Here is a 16055-nt window from a genome sequence, read left to right as displayed (position 1 = left end):
CTTTTACCTCTTAACTATATCTATTTGTAGTGATCATTCGTGAACAAGTAATAAGAAAAGTCTGTGACTTTAAAATTCACTGCAAATGTAGTACTTAGTTATCAGAATACAAACATAAAGCCAATATAATGAGTGTTCTTAGAAGATATAATATACAAGAACTATGTTTCAATATTATTTCCTAAATTTGTAGTATCGAAATAAAGTTAAGTAATTGATAATATAAAAGATCATATTTGAAAGTCATAACAAATATTCGCAGTTATACTTGGATAGATCACAAATAGAGATAAGACAAAAAAATATTCAGAATGGGAAAAGAGCTGGCAAGCAATATCGTATTTTCAAAAAATGTAGTTGAATTTGTAACAGTTGCTGTACAATATTGCACATTCTTAGAGAATCCTGAGAACATTACAAGTAAAGAGTACACCGATAAATTAACAAAATTATTGCCACTACTCTATCTGAAGGCATCCCTATTGCCAGAAATAGAGATAGAGGACGAGATATACCCGGAAGTTACCGTTACCGAAGACGACTATAATTATATCGTTTCTAAGCTATATACGGCATACAAAGAGAATGACACTTATCTGGAAGTTTTTGTCGAAGACATGAAATATAGCGACACGCCTATTTCTGCAAGCATATCCGAAGATGTTGCAGATATATATCAAGATACTAAAAATTTCATATCCATATATGAGCAAGGGATCGAAGAAAATATGAGCGAAGGTTTATACACTTGTTTCGAGAACTTCAAACTTTACTGGGGACAAAAATTAGTAAATGTTCTTAGAGCACTTCATTCTTTAAGATATGCAATAGATGAAGAAAATATGGAAGACAATGGTTTGGATTCCAATAATATTCAAGAAGAGTGGTAAGTACAATATCAAAAGAAGAAATAGCAACTTTGCCACCGGCAACGTTTCCCGGACGGATAATTGTGGTACAAACAGAGAAAGAAGCACAAAAAGCAACTTCTTTTTTAGAGCAACACCCTATTATCGGTTTTGATACCGAAACACGCCCATCGTTCAAAAAAGGACTCATCAGAACAATTGCATTGATGCAACTTTCGACAGAAGATACTTGTTTTTTGTTCCGGCTGAATTTCATAGATATACCCGAATGTCTTAACCATATTCTAATAAATCCTAATATAAAAAAAATCGGGCTTTCTCTAAAAGATGATTTCTCGGCAATACGGAAACGAATGCAATTAGAGCCTAAAAACTTTATTGAACTGCAAGCTTTTGTGAAAAAATTCGGAATAGAGGACAATGGACTACAACGTATCTACGCCATACTTTTCGGAGAAAAAATATCAAAAAGCCAACGACTTTCAAACTGGGAAGCTGATGTATTAACCGAGGCACAACAGAAATATGCTTCGCTTGATGCATGGGCATGTCTGAAAATATATAATAAATTAATACGTCTCAACCCCGCCTTATCAGAAGAAAAATAAACATATGAGCTATAAAAAAATTACACTAAAACCGAAGAAAGAAGAATCGCTTCGCCGTTTTCATCCCTGGATTTTTTCGGGAGCAGTTGCACAAAAAGATTCCAACCTGACCGAAGGAGAAGTTGTAAATGTATACACTGCCAATAACGATTTTATAGCCGTAGGACATTACCAAATCGGCAGTATAGAAGTTCGTGTACTTAGTTTTCAGGAAAGAAATATAGACGCTGCATTTTGGAAAGAAAAACTCAACACAGCATTCAGCCTTCGTAAATCGATAGGAGTAGTTTCTGAAACCAACACTGCATACAGACTGATTCATGGCGAAGGAGATAACCTTCCCGGATTAATAATAGACATATACGGCAATACGGCTGTCATGCAATCACACTCTGTAGGAATGCATGAGTCAAGAGTAGAAATCAGCAATGCCTTAATTGAAGTATTGGGATCTACCCTTAAGAATGTATACTACAAATCGGAAACAACCTTACCATATAAAGCCGATTTAGGCGCCGAAAACGGCTACCTTGTTGGAGGAAAAGATGTAGAAGATATAGCAATTGAAAATGGTTTGAAATTTCAACCCGATTGGGTTAAAGGGCAGAAAACAGGGTTCTTTGTTGACCAAAGAGATAACAGAGCTTTAATCGAAAAATATTCGAAAGATAAATCTGTGCTGAATATGTTTTGCTACACAGGAGGCTTTTCTTTTTATGCTATGCGTGGTGAGGCAAAATTGGTACACTCGGTAGATAGTTCAGCCAAAGCAATTATGCTCACACAAAATAATGTTGAACTAAACTTCCCTAATGACAGCAGACATTCGGCATATGCTGAAGATGCATTCAAGTATTTAGCAAAAATCAATAAAGGGGATTATGATCTTATTGTTTTAGATCCACCTGCTTTTGCTAAACATAGAGGTGCAATAAAAAATGCACTGCAAGGCTACAAGAGACTAAATGCCACAGCGTTTGAAAAGATAGCTCCGGGAGGTATTTTATTTACCTTCTCATGTTCTCAGGTGATATCTAAAGATGCATTCAGACTGGCAGTGTTCAGTGCCGCAGCTCAAACGGGCAGAAGTGTGAAAATATTACACCAATTAACTCAGCCTGCAGATCATCCTATCAACATTTATCATCCTGAAGGTGAATACTTGAAAGGATTGGTATTGTATGTAGAATAAGTTACTACAGCTAAATAGACATAAAAATATAGAGGCTTATTCCGAAAAAGAATAAGCCTCTATATTTTTATGAGATCTTTCTTAAACAGATCAATCTATTATTCTACTTCTTTCAACTCCAGATCGCCTGCATATTTAGAATCAACAACTATAGCAAGTGATGGCTGAATTGTAAAAGATTGCTTGTCTCCAACTTTATACTCATATGTAAAAGTTAAGCGATCACCTCTTTTCACTAAGCTTACCGGAACAATAGTTACCGCCGAATCCGTTTTATTACCAACTACTGCAATAATATATTGTTTAGAAAAATCGACAGTTGTAGGCATACCATTAGGTCCCATCACTGCAGCAGGTCCAAAAATCGTAGAAAACTCTGCCTCTGTTGCAATCTTTCCATTTTTCAACTTCGACAGATCTGCATCATTCTTCACGAAGTAACCTTGAACAGTTTCGTAAGGAACATTCTCCGTACTTTCTTGTGTCGCACTTGTATTTCGACACGACACCATCAAAAAGATGCTAATAACCGCAAATACAACTAATATCTTTTTCATTATATTAATATTTTAATTCTGGTATTATAAACCGATTCGCTCTTAAATATTCCATACTGGCTCTATAATAAAATATTAGAAAAGAATGAAAACTTCAATCTCACTAAATAATAGATAGCACAATACTCACTGACAGCTTAATGAAGTCCTAAAAGCATATTACCCATTATAATTGCTAAAACGATCAACGTTATAACAACATACAAATAATCTTTCTCGATTAAAAAGGAGAACGCCGAGAAAGCAACCCGAATAATCGGAGTCGCAATAAGCACAAGAACACCAAATTGAATAATGGCAGCTCCATCGAAATCGAGCATGCGGGGAAATATAGTGTTCAGTTCGCGTAAATAATCCTCTACCCCGAAAGCCATTCCCGTAGGAACAGGGCTATAGTCAACCATGACTCCTTTATGTTGGAACAAATATATAACTCCACCAAACAATGTAATTGCACACGATAGCATCACTCCATAGCGTAATAGTTTGCCGATGTATTGTTCGACATCACGTTCGCCCCAAAATTCTCTTGAAAATATATGTTTCATGCTTTTTATAACTTACCGGTTAAACCGTTATACATCATTGATATTGCTAAGAAGAAAATTACAATACTAAATATCATTCGCAGTTTCTTAACATTTATCTTAGGCAATAGCTTAGAACCGAAAAAGGCTCCCAACAAAACACCTACCACAATAGGCATTGCCAATCCCGGATCAATATAACCTCTTTGTAAGTAAATAACAGCGCTGGCAGCAGCAGTTACCCCCACCATGAAGTTACTTGTGGTTGTAGAGACTTTAAATGGTATTTTCATGGCAGTATCCATAGCCAATACCTTTAGGGCTCCAGAACCAATCCCTAACAATCCCGACAAAACACCTGCCAGTGTCATTAAAGAATAACCAGCAGCCACATTTTGTACTTTATAGTTTACTACGCCCTCTTTAGTCGGATAAGAGCCATTCAATTTAAGTTTCTCGGCTAACTTATCGCTTGGAGCTAGAGGATCGATCTTCTCTTCTTTTTTTGTTATTGTTCGAATGGCCGAGAATATGAGCACACAACCAAAGATCAGTGCAATATATTTTTTATCGAGCCAAATAGCAATTACGGCACCTAAAACAGCTCCCGTAGTAGTTGCTATTTCGAGGAACATACCTATTCGAACGTTAGTGATGCCTTCTTTGATATAGGCTGCCGCCGCTCCCGACGAACTGGCTATTGACGTGACTAATGCGGCACCAATGGCATAACGCATATCAACACCAAAACCTAAAGTTAGTAAAGGGATTACCACTACACCTCCACCTAGCCCTGTAAGCGAACCGAGAAAACCGGCAGCAATAGCTCCCAGAAATAAAACGAATGTGAATAATTCTAATGACATATCTATCTTAATAATGGAAAGTTTGTTTGTGATTATTCTTTTTTTGAATGACACAAAAAAGACAAATAACAAGCTCTTTACCTTAATTTTATTGAATACAAAGATATTAAGTCTTGCTAAATTAACGGTATTAATCTATTTTAAATATCTTCGCCGTAGCCTTCTTATTTAGATTTTTTACATTTGTCATCACTTAGAACTAAAATATATGGAATATAAATTTTGCGGAAACAGTGGATTAAAGCTTCCTACCCTTTCTTTAGGTTTGTGGCATAACTTTGGAGCAATTGACGATTACGGAAATTCTCGCGAAATGTTATTATATGCTTTCGAGCAAGGCATTACTCACTTCGACTTAGCTAATAATTACGGACCTCCTCCCGGAAGTGCAGAGGAAACTTTTGGAAAAGTATTGAAAAATGATCTGTCCATACACCGTGACGAGATGATTATTTCGTCTAAAGCAGGGCATCTGATGTGGGAGGGTCCCTACGGAGATGGAGGGTCTCGCAAGTATATTATGGCTAGTATTAACCAAAGCCTGAAACGAACGGGCTTAGAATACTTCGACATTTTCTACAGTCATCGTTATGACAGCGAAACTCCCGTGGAAGAAACCATGATGGCATTGGTAGATATTGTACGACAAGGTAAAGCCTTATACATCGGATTATCAAAATATCCGTATGAAATGGCAAAAAAGGCATTCAGCATACTTAATGAGAACAAAGTACCCTGCCTCATCTATCAGGATCGTTACAATATGTTTGTCCGCAATCCCGAAGAAGAAATGTTCGAACTTGTACATAAAGAAGGTAGTGGTTTTATAGCATTTTCGCCTTTAGCTCAAGGGCTACTTACTAATAAATACCTCAACGGAATCCCAAAGGATTCACGTGCAGCCAAAGCAAGCGGTTTTCTTCAACAAGATCAGGTAACTGCTGAAGCAGTGGAGAAATCGAAGCTTTTAAACTCACTGGCTCAAGACCGTAACCAAACTCTTGCCGAAATGGCTTTAGCATGGGTTTTACACAATCCTTATATAACCTCAGTCATATTGGGTACAAGTTCAGTAAAACAACTTAAAGATAATATTGCTGCCCTGAACAATCCTGATTTTTCGGCACAAGAATTACAATTGATCGACAACATCCTAAAGAAATGATTAGAGCTTTTCAATACATATTTATTATTACAGTTATTTCTTTATTATCAGCTTGTGCTAAAGAAGAAAGCCAAAACAGTACTGTACCAACAAAACTTGTTGAAATAAATATTAATATTACTCTGGAACATCAATTCCAGAATCCTTTTTATTCAAAAAAATATTACAACAATACAGGCACGGTTAAATATGCCGGATACGGAGGAGTTTTAGCGATCAGTAATGCCGAAGCATCTTGGATATATGCTTATGACCTTTGCTGTCCTCATGAAGCTCCTTTGATAAACGAAATAGAAGTCATAAGCTCCTTACAGGCACAATGTCCAAAATGTAAATCAATTTATCAAATAGCAGACGGAACGGGCAGAGTTACATCGGGCCCTTCGACCGAACGCTTACGTTCCTATAGGGTAATGAAAGATGGTAGTTTTTTCAGGATAAGAAATTAGAAAAACCATTCCATTTATTGCTTTGAAAAATAGCACAGTAAAGGCTATTTACGTTGACAACCGAAATAATAAATAGCTATCTATGGCTAAAAAGTGCGGAATTTGTTTGTCAAATCAAAAAAAGATTCTACATTTGCACTCGCATTTACCGAAGTAGTTTGTAACGACAAACGAAAGTAGATCTATATTTTGCGAAAGTAGCTCAGTTGGTAGAGCACGACCTTGCCAAGGTCGGGGTCGCGGGTTCGAATCCCGTCTTTCGCTCATAGGCTGCTCGGATGGTGGAATGGTAGACACGCAAGACTTAAAATCTTGTGACCATTAGGTTGTGCGGGTTCAAGTCCCGCTCCGAGTACAGGTTGGGATTTAACAGTTTTTTCACTGTTAAATCCCATTTCTTTTTTTGAGCAATCACCTATATTATAACTATTTATATTAAAGAAATTATTGATTTCAAGAGGTTCAATATGACTGTTTTCTTTATGAAAAACAATTCCCTTTGGAAATATCATATTTTGAAAACGTTGTTTATCACCTAAATCCATTTTACTCCACATTTTCAGTGGGTTATACACCATATTAATAGCATGTTTTAGGTAGGTATCAAGGTTCAACATGGAACTTTCGTGTTTGTCTATTTCATTCTCAATCTCTACTATTTTCTTCTCAGTATTTTCTATATTGTTCCACAAAATATCTTTCTTTTTAGGATGTGTTTCAAGTGCCCAATTACCTTCTAATATTTTTAGTTGTGTCCTCAATTTAGATACTTCTGTTTTCATTTGCTGTGTATCTAACTTATCTTGTTTGTTTAGGTTATTAAAGACCTTTGTTAGCTGTTTTTCAAATACATCTTTTGATATACCATTTACCGATAAATTAGATAAGTAGTCTTTAAACACTTCGTGTATTTTGATTACTTGGTTATTGAATTTACACCCTTTACGAGAACACACATAATAATATACTTCCCTATTGTATTTCTTTTTCATTTTGGTAGACATAGAAGCTGTTGCATTATAACCACAACAAGGACATTTTAAAGCACCTAACAGTATCGCCCACTCTTTTTCCTTCTTCTGCTCATAACCACCCGTATACTTCAAACTAAGCACCTCATTTGCCTTTAAAAACGTTTCTTCTGATATGATAGGGGGATGATTACCATTAACAACTTCCCCATTTAAGAAATTATGTACCATCTTTCCACAATAAAATGGATTTTTCAATACCTCTGATAGTTTTTGTTTAGTGATATGATACCCCAATTTAGCTAAACGTTGCATAATTTCTTGATTGGTTAGCTTTTCATTTGCTTTCCATTCAAAAGCTTTCTTTATAAACTCACCTTCTTTGTTAATGGTTATAGTTTGTTGCTTCTTCGTTGTCTTTTGGTCATAGCCTCTCGGAGCTTTACCAACCCATCGACCTTTAAGTAATGCTGCTCGACTGAGGTCTTTTGTGGTTTGGGCTTTTTCTTCATTTTCAAAATTAGCTGTTGCCAATTCCATTCTTTGGCAAAATTTCCCTGCTGCTGTTTTGGGGTTATAATTACTCATTGCTGATAATACAATAATCCCCATAGATTCTAATTCTTCAATGATGGTAGTACTTCCCGTCCTACTAAATCTCTTAGTATTATACACTACTACATATTTGATATTTAGTTTCTTATTTCTTCTAATAAAGGTTAACATTTTGTTAAACTCTTTTCTCTCTTTATCAGTCTTTGCACTCTCAAAGACCCCACCAAAAGGTTCTCTCACGATATTTAGATGATACCTTTCTGCATATTTCGTGCATACATCAAGTTGCACATCAAGACTTTGGTTTTCTTCTTGTTCTTTTGTAGAAACCCTGTTATACATTACTGCATTCCCTGGGGTTATATCTTTGTTAACTTCATAACCTTTCGCAAAAACTTTAAATAATTCTTTATTCATAACCAGTATTTTTAACTTTTTTATTTTTACAGGTATTATATACCATTACTGACAACATAGAAACTATATCTATTATTTCTGTTGCTTCTTCTTCTGTTACGTTTTCATACCCTTCAATTTCTTTTAATTCTTGATATGTTAGTTTTAATTCTTCATGTTTTTCAAACATTGGTAAGTTAATTTACCATAGTGGCAAGCCACCTTATTTTATACTTGTATCCGCTACAAGTAAGCGTCTGGAATCATCATAGACATAGCATATCAAAGTACGCTCTTAAACAATCTACATTCTTGGATAAACCCCTTATATATCATTACATAAATTTTTCTTCTAATCATTATCCTCACATTACCAATACCTAATACAAATCAAAAAAACAGCAATACAAACCTATCCCCAATGTTTCCATTGAGGGCAGATTATTCATAATGCTGTTTTTTGATTATATTAACAAATATACTTTTTTTATTTTTCATTCCCAAATGGATTTTCAGATTTTGAAGAAAAATTTTTCTGGAATTTTTTTAAGTGAGATACACACAAGATAATGTACTCGATTTTATGGGGTATCGTTTTCTTATCTTTTAGTCAGATGGATACGTAGGTAGGGGGTGGGATATGGGATACCTACCCCACTGTTAAATTATAGCTTTTACTTTTCGTAATGTGTTTACGCTAGTTCCCGTTATCTTTGTAATGTTTCTAAGCGAATAGCCTTTTCTAAGTAGCTTTATATCCTCTATGTATTGGTCTTTCATTAATTCATCATCTTTTCTATAACCAATCTTGCGACCTACACGACCACCATTGGCTAGATGATTTTTATATCCTGATTCAACTCTTTCTCTAATGGTCTTACGTTCCATGCGTGCCACTTCTGCTAATATAGTGATTAAGAATTGAGACATTGGGTTAATCTCCTTATCTAATGTTAGGGTTTCAATATTGTAATTTTGGATATATAATGAAATCCTGTTTTGGTTTAGTAATTCAATGGTTTGCAAAGTCTGTAAAGTATCCCTACCTAATCGACTAAGTTCTGTTACCAAAACTTTATCTATATCATTGGTATTAACAAACTCTATCAATTCCATTAATGCAGGGCGTTCAGTATTGATTTTAGCACCGCTAACCATCTCAGCTAGTACTTTCACCACCTCATAGTTGTTTTGACTTGCAAAAGCTGTTAAATCATTAATTTGACGTTGATAGTCTTGCGTTCCATTTGAACTACTTACCCTTGCATATATTACTACTCGTTTCATCATGTTATCATTTATGATTACAACTCAAAAGTAACTATAATTAATATATTTACCAAACAAAAGCAGTAGTTATTTTTATTATATTTACTATTTTTGGTATATTTGTAGGATGAAAGATAAAGAATCACAACAAAGACAGGTTATCCATGTCCATGTCTTAGATACAGATGAACATTACTATTTCGGTAGTATTCAGGCTATTTATAATGTTTTTACAAAAGAAGATATAGGAATAGCAGCACAGACCTTGTATAATCGTGGATTAAATGAAAAGTATATGAATGACAGGATAGTGATTAGAAAGGGTATCCTACAACAAAAGAAACATTCGCCAAAGTAGTTAATCTATTGTGATGAGATTGATTATAGTAGTATCTAATGATTTTGCTATATTCAACAATGTACCAATAGTAAGGTTTGTCTTTCCTGATTCAATTCTACTCATATTCGATTTTTCGTAGTTACATCGTGCTGCAAGTTCAGCTTGACTAATATTTTTTTCCTCTCGTATCTTCTTGATATTCCGACCAATAGCAATAAGCAAATCTTCTTTATTCATAAATTTTTAATTATCATATTTGATAACTAAAGAAAATGCTATTATCTTCGCACATGGTTATCATAAATGATAACTAGTGTTTAATTAATTAAAACTTATTTTTCATGAAAAAACTTTTCATTCCATTGTTAATGGTATTTGTTGTATCTGGTAGCATTCAGGCACAGGATACTAAAAATTCTTTACAAGCTAATCTCCTGTATGGTTCTAAGATTGAAACAGCGGGCTTTGGGCTTACTTTTAACCTCACAGGTAAAAAACATGAATTTTCTCCATCTATCAATGCCTATCTTAAAAAAGATGGGGTAAGCCTAAAAGAAATCAACTTTGATTACCATAGATTATATGGTATTGGCGGCAAGGTTAAAGTATTTCCTATTATTGGTTTTGGTATTAATTCATGGGAAGGCAGTGGTGCGGAAAACGAATCAAAGTTTGGGTTGAATTTAGGTCTTGGTGGTCGGTATGACATCAATGATAAATTTCATGCTGGGTTTCAGTACAAATACAGTGCTATGAGCCACTCAGGTTCTCAAAGCGTACCAATGTTAACAATAGCTTATAAACTTTAATCACAAACTTAATTTATATATAATATTATGGAAAAGAATAACTTAAAACATTTCACATTTCTGCTAATATCATTCTTAATGCTTAGTTTCGCATCTTGCAGTAAAGATGATGACGATAACGGCAATCATTCTCAGTCTATTGAGTTAAATTTAAACAATAGTCCTATAAATACATTTTCAGATTTAAGCGGCATCACTTATCGTGTTCCGAATTTGACAGGAACGAAATCATTAACTGCTACAATATTCATTGATGAGGATAATAGCACTCATTTATCTATCCAATTTCTCAATTTGGATTTAGATAATATCAAGGTTGGTGATGATTTGTCTAACCACAAATCGTATGAAGTGACTTTATTTTATAAAAAAGAAATGTATCTTCTTAATAATTTATTTGTCAATGCGGACAAATTTAAGCAATATAAAGGTCAGGTTGTCGTAACTGAATATGACAAATCGAAACAATCCATGAAGTTAGAGTTCAAAAATATTACTTTACCTTTAAATAAAAATATGTATCCTGATTATAATTTTCTAATGAAAGTTAATGGTTATATAAAATGTGATATTGAAACTGAATAATCAGTTTAACCTTTTAGATTAATCTGACACAAATAAGAATGTATCAATAAGTCTTTTTATAGATTATATTGATACATTTTTATTTTCATACAAAATTTCAAAATCTTATACACCCGATAATCGCTTTACACCAAAATCCTACTAAAACAGCCATTTTCGGCAAAAATACATGATAATATATATACCATACTTGGTAAACTTAACTTGAAAGCACTATATTTCAGCTTAGTTTTTCCCTGATTTTAGCTAAAATATTAATAGAATCATACTTTTTACTATACATTTCTGAATGTAGCTGTTTTATCTTTTTCATTCGTTCAGACAAGCCTGTGCGAGATTTGGAACTATACACGTTGAGGTCTTTCATCTCTTGTTCTATCTTCTTTAAATCGCCATCGTGTTTTTCGATGATAGCTTTCATAGAATAATCTTCATAGCTAGTAACAGAATACTTATTTTTTGCTTCTACTTCACCAAAAACTTTATTGAATTGAACAAGTAAAGGGTTTACATTAGAACCGAATATATAATTGATATGGGAACTACCAATATTTAGAAAATTACATATTTTCTTTGGTGAATCTAATTCCATCTCAAAACGTGTTTTACCTTTAAAGTAATCTATTATTACATCAGGGTTATCAAGTAAATCAAGAAACGGTTTATTCTTGCTAATTAAAATTTCTTTTTCTTTATCGTATATAACAACAGTTTGTTTACAATCCTTTGACTTCACATCTTTGGTAAATCGTATCCCTTCATTTTTGTAATGCTCCCATCTAAAGCGTCTGTAGTTACCAAGACATGAATTTAATAACCTTAGCTTGTCATTGGTTAGTGTATAATCAATATCATTGGTGATATGAGCTTTCGAGAAATAACAGTCACTAACAATTCTATCTACATCAATGGTGCATATACCTAACTTATTGATATTTTCTAAACATTGTCTGAAAGTTGTTCCTGTTATTAGTTTAGGATAGTCATCAAGCAATATCTTACTTGAAAATTCTAATGTTAGTGACTGACTTGTATAACTTACACCTATGTATAAATCATAAGGTATTGATTTATCATTTTTAGAATTATAATATATACCTGTTAAATCTCCATTGGTATTATAATTCTTATTGAATTGAATATTCGTATTTATCAAATATTCTTTCTTAGTTCTAATTTTTACAGTATCAAATTTTAAATTCTTATTTTCATAACTATACATTTTTAATTAATAATTAAACTCTTATTATTTTTAGATTACATAATTGAATAAACTATGTACTCTGTAGCATACATTTTCCCCTTCTTGATAGTAAGAGAAAAGATATTTTATTTACATATCACTTAGATATATAAACTTTAAAAGTTTAATGTAAATAGTTATTGAAAATATTTTTATATAAAATGAAAGAAACGCACCAGTGTGCGTTTCAATTATTAGTTTATTTATTATTGATTGCGTGCGATCCTCGCACGCTTATAAAACTAATTCATAGGAAATATTTTGTATTTTCTCGCTTCTTGAATATCTATCATTGTACATTTTGATTCTTTCGGTTGTAATTCAGGTGTGAAATATTTTTCAGTGTTTTCACTTCCAACTCTTAGAGCTTCATCAAAGTCTTCATATCCCAATTTAGTTGTTTCAATAAATATAGTTCTATCTCTTAACTTTATACCTAAATATGCATGATGAGGAACTGTAATAATTAAAGGATTATAGCGAAGTTTCTCTAAACAACTTGCCATTAAAACTGTTAAGTCAATGCAATTACCTGATTTATTTTTCAATGTATTCTCAGGTAGATGAACTTTTTGATGCAAAGATGTTTCTCCTTTATATAAGCTAAAAGTTCGTGAAACATATTTTACATATTTTGCAATAGTATTATAGATTGATTCTATTTCTTTTCGTGATTGGAAGAGATTATCTCCATTTCCTATAATTTCTTTTAAACTTTCAGCAGCTTCATTTATAATTCCATCGATAACCTTATTATTAGGAGTAACCCAACGAGCCAATAGAAAATAAAAATATAGTTTTTTAGATTTCCCATTATCTTCATTATCATACACGAATGTTTCTTTAGGTAGAAGATTAAATATTTTTGATTCTTCAAATATCAAAATATTATCTTGATAAACCTTCACATTTAGATGGGCATTAGAGTGTTCTACAATCTTGGCAAGTTTATCTTCAAGAATATTTGGTAGTATAGGAATTGAATTAGTTGATTTTGGTTCTATAAATATATTCTCAATGTGAGGGTGCGTAATATCTTGAATCGAATATTCAATTTTCATTTTTTGAATATCTGAAGATGTATTTGTTATTACTAAATCTATCGGAGAATACTCATTGTTATATAATTCTTTTAAACAATTAAAATATGCAGAAACGATATAATCAGACTCAGAAACTAAACTACACAAAATCGTTTTTTTCGAGTTTAAATGAGTGAAAAAATCAGCAAAACAATAGACATCATAAGAAAATGTCGAATTTAGTCTATTATAATCGACTTTAACATAACCACCGTGATACATATTGTCCCAATTCTGAATTAATGGTATTTCCCACATTTTAGCTACCTTTTGCTTGCCAAAAGTTTGTAATGCTAAAAAAGAGTCATTAGATATTTCAAATTCTGAAGGCTTAGATAATCTAAATTTTTCAACTGTAATTTTATTATATGGTAGACATATACCAAATTGTGATAATATACTCCCATTTTCATTAACGTGAACATCCAATGACTCAATTAGAAATGAAAATCTATGTTCAAATTTTGTGGAAAATGGCCCCCAATATATATCACATTTTCGGAATGATATATTCCCTTCATGTGTTGGAAAATATTGATAATCGGAATCAAATTCAGGCATGCTTTTAGTATCTACTTTATCTAAATAAGATTTGGCATGAGGCTCCCAAATATGCATACTATAAGATGTCTTAATAGACTCAATACTACAATCCCCAAACTGATATTTACTCTCCTTAAGATTCGAAACACTTGATTTTGATGGAGCTATTAAAACTAATGGAGCTAAAACCTCTTTATTTTTTGATAGTACATTAGACGCATCTATTTTCCATGAATCTTTATTGTATAACTCATTACCTAATATTCTTGTTGGTTCAAGCTTAAATTTTATGTCTACTTTAATTTTATTAAAATCAAGAATTAAGATATTTAGTTCTGAAACTAAACAATTTATATATTTAAATATATTAGGTAAGAATAGTGGCACTTCAAATTTAGTCGTTTCTCCGTCAGGCAAACGAGTTATTTCAAATGACTGAGAGTTAAATGTTTTATAATTAGTCTTCTCTTTTTGAAAGTATTCACATTCCGTATTACATCTTGCCCAAGATTGTGTTTTGATACAACAAGATGCACAATATATTTGGTCAGTTATAAGACATCGATGATAGCCTTTTTGTTCCTTACATATAGGACATGTATGCATGATATAATCAACTTAATTAATAATCTTATTAATGGATTATAACAAATGTATAAAAAGCTAACAATATAATGATATATTAGAATACAATAGTGTTTTTATGGCTTAGCTATCCACTCTTTCAATTCATAAATTAATTCTAAATCTTCAAGAAATTGGTTCGAGAATAGAACGCTTAAGAGTAGGATAATTCACTTTAAACTTCTCAATATCTTCATAACATTTGGTGAGTGTTGTAAGAAATCAACCACCTTTAAAAAGTCTAAGTATAGGTTCAATATTTCGAGGCTTCCTTGTACAGAGTAAAACGCTAATCGTTGATTTATCAATTGGTTAGCGTTTTTTCTTTTATAATTTCGGCGAGATTTTGGCGAATTAATTTTAGTTGTGTATTTTTTTGATCTTTCCTACTTTATCATCTTAAATGAAAAAAGCAATTTTTTCAATATATTGTAATAGTATTAGAAGACTCCACTCAGTTATAATTACAAAAAAACAAACAGAGTCTAAACCTCTCGAATCTAAACTCTGTCTGCAATCGTTTTACTATTTAGATAATAGGTAAAATCGTTGCAGCGGTAGCACTAAACCTCAATGACTCTTGCAACTTTTCTTCTACTTGCTTTATCAGCTCTCTAGCTTTCCTATTTGTTGAATACTTTTGATAAATCTCATTAACCTTCTTTCGCATTCTAGATACTTTTGATCTACTAGGCTCTTGTAATATGCATATTGGATTACTCCATTCATAAAATAATAATGCTTCATCAATTGTTAGATTCTTATTTTTCATCTCTAAATAATCAAAGAATGTAAACTTGGAAACTAACCTCTTCAACACTTCTGCTATCTTCCTCCAAACAGATTGATTCAACAATTCATCAAGAGTAGATAACCTTCCAATATCCTGAGTTAGTTTTTGCTTCTTCAAATAAGCTATCTCAACACGAAGTATATTCTGATCCTTGAATTCTTTATATTGTTTACTCTTAGAATAGACTTTGATTACATATTGAGAATACTCAACAAGTAAACTATTCCGTTTCTTAGTAGGTTGCATATTCTGTATCTCAGAAATTCTACTGATGCATTGCCATTCAGGATAAGGGAGTAGAACATTCACGCCAATCTCGAATCGTATAATTTGTAAGTCCGAACTATTTATGCCTAATTCATCTTCTAATTTATTCAATGAGTGAACAAAATCTAGATAAGTATATAAATCTGCATTGTGCCTTCCATCGTTTTTGAATAGATGAATAGAACCACGCAAGTAACAAGTCTTCGCATCTCTGTATATTGTTACAATTAATCCTTTATACTTGGCTTCTGTACGATTGGGATAGTCTTTGAATCGTAGCTTGTCACAGTGCATCACATTCTGGAATGATTTACCATGCACTCTACAATTGATTCCATCAATCAT

The 16055-nt window shown here is 32.7% G+C and carries 17 protein-coding genes, 2 tRNA genes and 1 pseudogene; 10 read left to right on the top strand and 10 right to left on the bottom strand.

Annotation, left to right across the window (positions count from 1 at the left end; translation table 11 throughout):
- Nucleotides 1-311 precede the first annotated feature (311 nt).
- Genes G7051_RS08060 through G7051_RS08050 form a run of 3 tightly spaced genes read left to right on the top strand, consistent with a single transcriptional unit; the run spans nucleotide 312 to nucleotide 2669 of the window.
- A complete protein-coding gene (locus G7051_RS08060; protein WP_166199443.1) occupies nucleotides 312-890 on the top strand; it encodes a DUF5063 domain-containing protein in 579 nt (192 codons plus the stop codon).
- Entirely contained in the window at nucleotides 884-1477 is a 594-nt protein-coding gene (locus G7051_RS08055; protein WP_166199441.1) for a 3'-5' exonuclease, read from the top strand. Before G7051_RS08060 ends, G7051_RS08055 begins: the two co-directional genes overlap by 7 nt.
- A 4-nt stretch (nucleotides 1478-1481) precedes the next feature.
- Entirely contained in the window at nucleotides 1482-2669 is a 1188-nt protein-coding gene (locus G7051_RS08050; protein ID WP_166199439.1) for a class I SAM-dependent rRNA methyltransferase, read from the top strand.
- 98 nt (nucleotides 2670-2767) lie between these two features.
- Here G7051_RS08050 and G7051_RS08045 read toward each other — a convergent pair whose 3' ends face one another.
- The 3 genes from G7051_RS08045 to G7051_RS08035 form a co-directional block, all read right to left on the bottom strand.
- Nucleotides 2768-3226, bottom strand: a complete 459-nt coding sequence (locus G7051_RS08045) for a hypothetical protein (RefSeq protein ID WP_166199437.1) — start codon at nucleotides 3224-3226, stop codon at nucleotides 2768-2770.
- Nucleotides 3227-3363: 137 nt separating this feature from the next.
- The gene (locus G7051_RS08040) at nucleotides 3364-3774 is read right to left on the bottom strand and encodes a DUF1634 domain-containing protein (RefSeq protein ID WP_166199435.1); all 411 of its coding nucleotides are present in this window, start codon (nucleotides 3772-3774) and stop codon (nucleotides 3364-3366) included.
- 5 nt (nucleotides 3775-3779) lie between these two features.
- A complete protein-coding gene (locus G7051_RS08035) occupies nucleotides 3780-4619 on the bottom strand; it encodes a sulfite exporter TauE/SafE family protein (RefSeq protein WP_166199433.1) in 840 nt (279 codons plus the stop codon).
- 208 nt (nucleotides 4620-4827) lie between these two features.
- Between G7051_RS08035 and G7051_RS08030 the strand changes: the two genes are divergently transcribed.
- From G7051_RS08030 to G7051_RS08015, 4 genes are all read left to right on the top strand, one after another.
- Nucleotides 4828-5784, top strand: a complete 957-nt coding sequence (locus tag G7051_RS08030) for an aldo/keto reductase (protein WP_166199431.1) — start codon at nucleotides 4828-4830, stop codon at nucleotides 5782-5784.
- Complete coding sequence (locus G7051_RS08025; RefSeq protein ID WP_166113460.1) at nucleotides 5781-6233, top strand: Rieske 2Fe-2S domain-containing protein; 453 nt, start codon at nucleotides 5781-5783, stop codon at nucleotides 6231-6233. The genes G7051_RS08030 and G7051_RS08025 overlap by 4 nt, the downstream gene beginning before the upstream one ends.
- A 191-nt stretch (nucleotides 6234-6424) precedes the next feature.
- A tRNA-Gly gene (locus G7051_RS08020) sits at nucleotides 6425-6497 on the top strand.
- A gap of 8 nt (nucleotides 6498-6505) precedes the next feature.
- Nucleotides 6506-6588 (top strand) — tRNA-Leu (locus G7051_RS08015).
- A gap of 811 nt (nucleotides 6589-7399) precedes the next feature.
- Here the strand turns inward: G7051_RS08015 and G7051_RS18430 are convergent.
- The 3 genes and pseudogenes from G7051_RS18430 to G7051_RS08000 form a co-directional block, all read right to left on the bottom strand.
- Nucleotides 7400-8101: pseudogene (locus G7051_RS18430) on the bottom strand (recombinase family protein); the annotation flags it as partial.
- Between the two features lie 67 nt (nucleotides 8102-8168).
- Nucleotides 8169-8345, bottom strand: a complete 177-nt coding sequence (locus G7051_RS08005; RefSeq protein WP_166199429.1) for a hypothetical protein — start codon at nucleotides 8343-8345, stop codon at nucleotides 8169-8171.
- Between the two features lie 470 nt (nucleotides 8346-8815).
- The gene (locus G7051_RS08000) at nucleotides 8816-9442 is read right to left on the bottom strand and encodes a recombinase family protein (RefSeq protein ID WP_166199427.1); all 627 of its coding nucleotides are present in this window, start codon (nucleotides 9440-9442) and stop codon (nucleotides 8816-8818) included.
- Between the two features lie 109 nt (nucleotides 9443-9551).
- On the opposite strand from G7051_RS08000, the gene G7051_RS07995 reads away from it, so the two are divergent.
- Nucleotides 9552-9782, top strand: coding sequence for a hypothetical protein (locus tag G7051_RS07995; protein ID WP_166199425.1), 231 nt, complete (start codon nucleotides 9552-9554; stop codon nucleotides 9780-9782).
- Here G7051_RS07995 and G7051_RS07990 read toward each other — a convergent pair whose 3' ends face one another.
- Entirely contained in the window at nucleotides 9783-10001 is a 219-nt protein-coding gene (locus tag G7051_RS07990; RefSeq protein ID WP_166199423.1) for a helix-turn-helix domain-containing protein, read from the bottom strand. It abuts the gene before it with no gap.
- Nucleotides 10002-10105: 104 nt separating this feature from the next.
- On the opposite strand from G7051_RS07990, the gene G7051_RS07985 reads away from it, so the two are divergent.
- Nucleotides 10106-10573 (top strand): outer membrane beta-barrel protein, encoded by a 468-nt coding sequence (locus G7051_RS07985; RefSeq protein WP_166199421.1) that lies wholly within the window; start codon nucleotides 10106-10108, stop codon nucleotides 10571-10573.
- Between the two features lie 27 nt (nucleotides 10574-10600).
- A complete protein-coding gene (locus G7051_RS07980) occupies nucleotides 10601-11158 on the top strand; it encodes a hypothetical protein (protein ID WP_166199419.1) in 558 nt (185 codons plus the stop codon).
- 220 nt (nucleotides 11159-11378) lie between these two features.
- Here G7051_RS07980 and G7051_RS07975 read toward each other — a convergent pair whose 3' ends face one another.
- The 3 genes from G7051_RS07975 to G7051_RS07965 all read right to left on the bottom strand — a co-directional run bounded on the left by G7051_RS07975 (nucleotide 11379) and on the right by G7051_RS07965 (nucleotide 16055).
- Nucleotides 11379-12380: a hypothetical protein gene (locus G7051_RS07975; protein WP_166199417.1), complete on the bottom strand. Its 1002-nt coding sequence runs from the start codon at nucleotides 12378-12380 to the stop codon at nucleotides 11379-11381.
- Nucleotides 12381-12643: 263 nt separating this feature from the next.
- On the bottom strand, nucleotides 12644-14632 hold the full coding sequence (locus tag G7051_RS07970; protein WP_166199415.1) for a hypothetical protein: 1989 nt from the start codon (nucleotides 14630-14632) through the stop codon (nucleotides 12644-12646).
- Between the two features lie 547 nt (nucleotides 14633-15179).
- Nucleotides 15180-16055: a hypothetical protein gene (locus tag G7051_RS07965; RefSeq protein WP_166199413.1), complete on the bottom strand. Its 876-nt coding sequence runs from the start codon at nucleotides 16053-16055 to the stop codon at nucleotides 15180-15182.

It is taken from the genome of Dysgonomonas sp. HDW5B, assembly GCF_011299335.1.
In the GTDB taxonomy this organism is placed as follows: domain Bacteria; phylum Bacteroidota; class Bacteroidia; order Bacteroidales; family Dysgonomonadaceae; genus Dysgonomonas_A.
The sequence above is the reverse complement of the archived record's forward strand: the minus strand, read 5'-3'. Positions and strand labels throughout refer to the sequence as shown.

Bases quoted from the DNA above. Each gene is read 5' to 3' on its own strand.
- G7051_RS08060 (WP_166199443.1), top strand. From the start codon at position 312: ATGGGAAAAGAGCTGGCAAGCAATATCGTATTTTCAAAAAATGTAGTT.
- G7051_RS08050 (WP_166199439.1), top strand. From the start codon at position 1,482: ATGAGCTATAAAAAAATTACACTAAAACCGAAGAAAGAAGAATCGCTT.
- G7051_RS08045 (WP_166199437.1), bottom strand. From the start codon at position 3,226: ATGAAAAAGATATTAGTTGTATTTGCGGTTATTAGCATCTTTTTGATG.
- G7051_RS08040 (WP_166199435.1), bottom strand. From the start codon at position 3,774: ATGAAACATATATTTTCAAGAGAATTTTGGGGCGAACGTGATGTCGAA.
- G7051_RS08035 (WP_166199433.1), bottom strand. From the start codon at position 4,619: ATGTCATTAGAATTATTCACATTCGTTTTATTTCTGGGAGCTATTGCT.
- G7051_RS08030 (WP_166199431.1), top strand. From the start codon at position 4,828: ATGGAATATAAATTTTGCGGAAACAGTGGATTAAAGCTTCCTACCCTT.
- G7051_RS08025 (WP_166113460.1), top strand. From the start codon at position 5,781: ATGATTAGAGCTTTTCAATACATATTTATTATTACAGTTATTTCTTTA.
- G7051_RS08005 (WP_166199429.1), bottom strand. From the start codon at position 8,345: ATGTTTGAAAAACATGAAGAATTAAAACTAACATATCAAGAATTAAAA.
- G7051_RS08000 (WP_166199427.1), bottom strand. From the start codon at position 9,442: ATGAAACGAGTAGTAATATATGCAAGGGTAAGTAGTTCAAATGGAACG.
- G7051_RS07995 (WP_166199425.1), top strand. From the start codon at position 9,552: ATGAAAGATAAAGAATCACAACAAAGACAGGTTATCCATGTCCATGTC.
- G7051_RS07990 (WP_166199423.1), bottom strand. From the start codon at position 10,001: ATGAATAAAGAAGATTTGCTTATTGCTATTGGTCGGAATATCAAGAAG.
- G7051_RS07985 (WP_166199421.1), top strand. From the start codon at position 10,106: ATGAAAAAACTTTTCATTCCATTGTTAATGGTATTTGTTGTATCTGGT.
- G7051_RS07980 (WP_166199419.1), top strand. From the start codon at position 10,601: ATGGAAAAGAATAACTTAAAACATTTCACATTTCTGCTAATATCATTC.
- G7051_RS07975 (WP_166199417.1), bottom strand. From the start codon at position 12,380: ATGTATAGTTATGAAAATAAGAATTTAAAATTTGATACTGTAAAAATT.
- G7051_RS07970 (WP_166199415.1), bottom strand. From the start codon at position 14,632: ATGCATACATGTCCTATATGTAAGGAACAAAAAGGCTATCATCGATGT.
- G7051_RS07965 (WP_166199413.1), bottom strand. From the start codon at position 16,055: ATGATTGATGGAATCAATTGTAGAGTGCATGGTAAATCATTCCAGAAT.